Source organism: Intrasporangium sp., assembly GCF_032907665.1.
In the GTDB taxonomy this organism is placed as follows: Bacteria; Actinomycetota; Actinomycetes; order Actinomycetales; family Dermatophilaceae; genus Intrasporangium.
In genome coordinates this window covers 1-4,050 of sequence record NZ_JAJJPG010000209.1, presented here as the reverse complement: position 1 = coordinate 4,050, position 4,050 = coordinate 1, and the positions used below count along the sequence as shown (strand labels likewise).

Annotated in this window: 4 protein-coding genes; all 4 read right to left on the bottom strand. The window is 72.5% G+C overall.

Going from position 1 to position 4,050, the window contains the following annotated elements; genetic code table 11:
* Positions 1–16 precede the first annotated feature (16 nt).
* Complete coding sequence (locus tag LOY02_RS18220) at positions 17–628, bottom strand: DUF5063 domain-containing protein (RefSeq protein ID WP_317183789.1); 612 nt, start codon at positions 626–628, stop codon at positions 17–19.
* An 84-nt stretch (positions 629–712) separates the two neighbouring features.
* A complete protein-coding gene (gene recR / locus LOY02_RS18215) occupies positions 713–1,312 on the bottom strand; it encodes a recombination mediator RecR (RefSeq protein WP_317183788.1) in 600 nt (199 codons plus the stop codon).
* Between the two features lie 97 nt (positions 1,313–1,409).
* On the bottom strand, positions 1,410–2,084 hold the full coding sequence (locus LOY02_RS18210) for a lysophospholipid acyltransferase family protein (protein WP_317183787.1): 675 nt from the start codon (positions 2,082–2,084) through the stop codon (positions 1,410–1,412).
* Between the two features lie 97 nt (positions 2,085–2,181).
* Positions 2,182–4,050 (bottom strand): DNA polymerase III subunit gamma and tau (locus tag LOY02_RS18205; protein ID WP_317183786.1); only part of this gene is annotated, 1,869 nt, incomplete at its 5' end.

The following is a 4,050-nucleotide window of genomic DNA, read 5'->3' as shown; positions in this document are numbered from 1 at the left end:
GCGTGAGGGGACGAGATCAGGGGTGGAGCGCGTCGAACTCCGCTTCGGCGACCCGCTCCTCGTCGGCGTCCAGACGCAGGTGCGACAGGATCGAGTGCAGCGCCCGCATCGACGCGAGGGCCCGGTCGCCCCACGACGACAGGTAGCTGAACTGCCACCACCAGAGCGCCTCGACCTTGCGCCCCGCCGCGTAGTGCTTGAGCCCGTGAGTCATGGCCAGGGCGATGTCGGCGAGGTCGTTGGTGATCGACCCGCCGACGCGCTCCGGCGAGGTGACCGGATCCACGACGTAGACGTAGTCGTCGATGCCGGCCAGCAGGTTCGCGAGCCCGTCCCGGAGCGGGTCGGGGTCGTCGTCCGGGCCGGGGTCGGCCTCGTACCGCTCCTCGAGGACGACGTCCTGGATCGCGCCCAGCCTCGCGCCCGCGACGAGCACCTGCGACAGCGCCAAGGTGAGCAGCGGGATGGCGGTGTCGGGAGAGTTCCCCGACGCCACCTCGGTGACGGCGGTCAGGTAAGCGCTCGCCTCCTGGGCCGTGAGGTCGGCCAGACCGCTCAGGTCGTCCGCCGCCGCTGTCGAAGCGGGCTCGCCCGTGCTGGTGTCGCGCGTGGTGTCGTCGGTGGTCATCTGAGAGGCCCCCTGTCGGGTCCGGGGTGTCGTATGCCGCTGAGCTCGGTGTCGCTCGCGGGTCCAGTCTGCCGGGTGGCCCGGTCAGGCGTCGACCCGGCGCCTGCCCTCGAAGGCGCGGCCGAGCGTGACCTCGTCTGCGTACTCGAGGTCCCCGCCGACGGGCAGCCCCGAGGCCAGCCTGGTCACGGTCACGCCGACGTCCCGCAGCAGTCGGGACAGGTAGGTGGCGGTCGCCTCGCCCTCGAGGTTGGGGTCCGTCGCGATGATGACCTCCTGGACATCGCCGGAGGCCAGGCGCTGCATGAGCTCGCGGACGCGCAGGTCGTCGGGTCCGATCCCGTCGATCGGACTGATCGCGCCACCCAGGACGTGGTAGGTGCCGCGGAACTCACGCGTGCGCTCGATCGCGACGACATCCTTCGGCTCCTCGACCACGCAGATCGACGACCGGTCACGGCGGGGGTCGGCACAGATGCGGCACCTCTCGGCCTGCGCCACGTTGCCGCACTCCTCACAGAAGCGGACCTTGGCCTTGACCTCCGCCAACGCCGTCACGAGTCGCGTGACGTCCTCGGAGTCCGCCTGGAGCAGGTGGAACGCGATGCGCTGCGCGCTCTTGGGGCCCACCCCGGGGAGTCGGCCGAGCTCGTCGATGAGGTCCTGCACCGCGCCTTCGTACACCCCTGCAGCCTATGCCCCACGCGCGACAGCTCCCGGCACGCCGCTCGCGACAGGCGGTGCCGGCTGGGACCGAACTCGCGCCAGACCCTCAGCCGGTTCAGTCGAGGTTCTCGGATGTGGGCACCTCGTTGTAGCCGTCCACCCGCTCCTGGCCGGTCAGGGCTGCGATGGCGTCCATCACGTCGTCGGTCAGCACGCGCCGGGCCCGTCCCGCCGGCAAACCCGCGTAGGCCTCCACCCCGATGGGCCGGCCGAAGCGGACTGTCACCTTGGCCAGCCGCGGAAACCGGGACCCGACCGGCTGGATGTCCTGCGTGCCGATGAGACCCACCGGGACGACCGGGACCTGAGCGTTGAGTGCGAGCCAGGCGACGCCGGTGCGCCCGCGGTAGAGACGGCCGTCCCGAGAGCGGGTCCCCTCGGGGTAGATCCCGAAGGCGTCGCCTGCCTTGAGCAGCTCCAGGCCCTTGTCGAGGCTCTCCTGGGCGGCCGTCGGCGAATGCCGGTTGACCGGAACCATCCCCACGGAGTCGAAGAAGCCACGCTGCAGCGCGCCCTTGACGCCGCCCCCCGCCCAGTACTCGTCCTTCGCGAGGAAACGCACCCGACGCGGCGACACCAGCGGGATCGCGAACGAGTCGATGAAGGACAGGTGGTTGCTCGCGAGGATGACACCGCCCGTCCGCGGCACATTGTCCGTTCCCTCGATGGTCGGGCGGTAGAGCGCGCGACTGAGTGGTACGAGAACCCCTCGACCGAGGCTGTAGAGCATGCGGCTCACTCTAGGGTGGGCGTGTCACCGGTGCCCGCGGCGCCCATCAGACGAACCCTGCGAGCGACCCAGGCGACCGCCGCGACGTCGACGACTCTCAGTCCTCGGTCTCGGCGATGACTCGGCCGCCGAGCACCTTCTCGATGACGGATCGACCGACGTCGCCCGACAGCTCGATGTCCTCGTCGTCGTCGCTGACCGCGGTGTCGTCGGTCGTCGGGGCCGTCGGACCGCTCGCGGCCGTGACCACGCCGCGCCGGGCGGCCCCGAGCGACTCGCGCACCACACCCGCACCGCGAGGTGAGGTCTCGGATGTTGACGGGCTTCGCGTTCCCGCGGGCGTGGCAGCCGCTGAGGATGGATCCGGGGCGGAGCCAGGCTCGCCGGCGCCGGCGACCTGACGACTCTGCCCACCCGGCGCGTCGGGGACATCGGCAGCACGGCGGTTCACTGGCGGGCCGCTCGACTCCTCGGGCTCAGGGCTCGTCGCCCAGTCGGGCGCAGGCGCGGAGACGCTCCCCCACCCCGCGTTGTCCTCGAGGGACCGGCGGCCGGAGGGACCGTCGTCCTGGGGCCTGGTTTGCGGGGAGGACGGGGCCTCCGGCGCGGACGTCCCCTGGCCTCCGTCGGCGATGTGCACCCCGTCGACGACAGCGTCGACGCCGAGCTCGTCGATGAGCGCCTGCCGCACGATCTCGGCGTGGTTGCCTGATCGGAACGTGTTGGTCAAGCCCGCCGTGGCGATGCCGAGCGTCAAGGTCGAGCCGTCGTAGGCGACGACCTGGGCATGCTGCGACACGAACGTCCAGGTGATGCGGCGCCGCGAGAAGATCCGGCCCAGGACGTCGGGCCAGGCCCGGCGGATCGCGTCGGTGTCCATGCCACCGGCCGGCGCGCGGTCGACAGTGGGGGTGGCCGGCGCGCCTGCCGGCGCCCCTCCCTGAGCCCCCGGTGGTGGAGGTGAGTCCTTGGCGCCCTCCGTCCGATCCGGTCGGGGCCCGTCCTGCGCACTCGTCCGCTCGGGTCGCGGAACAGCATCGGCACTCGGGCGGTCGGGCTGCGGCACGTCCTGCGCCCGCGTCTGGTCGGCTCGGGGCACGTCCTCCGCCCACGTCTGGTCGGGTCGCGGCACGTCCTGCGCCCGCGTGGTCGCTGCGCCTGGTGCCTCGTGCGCCCTCGACGGGGCTGGGCGCTCCGCTGGGACCGCGGTGTCCTGTGGGGGCGAGCTCGGCGGCATACGGCCAGGTGGGGGGTCCGCCGGCGAGACAGCCGCCGCGCTCGGGACCCCGCCGACCTCGAGGCGGCGCTCGAGTCTGTCGAGGCGGGCGCCGTAGCCGCCCTCACCCGACGACGCCGGCAGGAGGATGCGGGCACAGATCAGCTCGAGCTGCATCCGCGGGGCGGTGGCGCCGGTCATCTCGGTGAGGCCGGCGTTGACGATGTCGGCCGCCCGCGACAGGGCGCCCGGCCCGAAAGCGGACTGCTGCACCCGCATCCGCTCGAGCTGGTCCTCGGGAACCCCGCGCAGCACCTGCCCCGCGTCGGGCACGGCCGCGACGATGATGAGGTCGCGGAGCCGCTCGAGCAGGTCCTCGATGAACCGGCGCGGGTCGTGCCCCGACTCGATCACCTTGTCGATCTGCCGGAACGTCGCGGCCCCGTCACCCGCCGCGAGCGCGTCGACGGTCGCGTCGAGCAGCTCGCCGTCGGTGAAACCGAGGAGCGACACGGCGCTCTCGTAGGTCAGGCCCTCCGGCCCCGATCCGGCGATGAGCTGGTCGAGGACCGACAGGGAGTCTCGCACCGACCCGCCGCCCGCACGCGTCACGAAGGACAGCACGCCGGGTGCGACGGGCACGCCCTCGGCCTCGAGCAGCCGCTCCATGTAGGCGGTGAGCTTCGCGGGCGGCACGAGCCGGAACGGGTAGTGGTGCGTGCGCGAGCGGATCGTGCCGATGACCTTCTC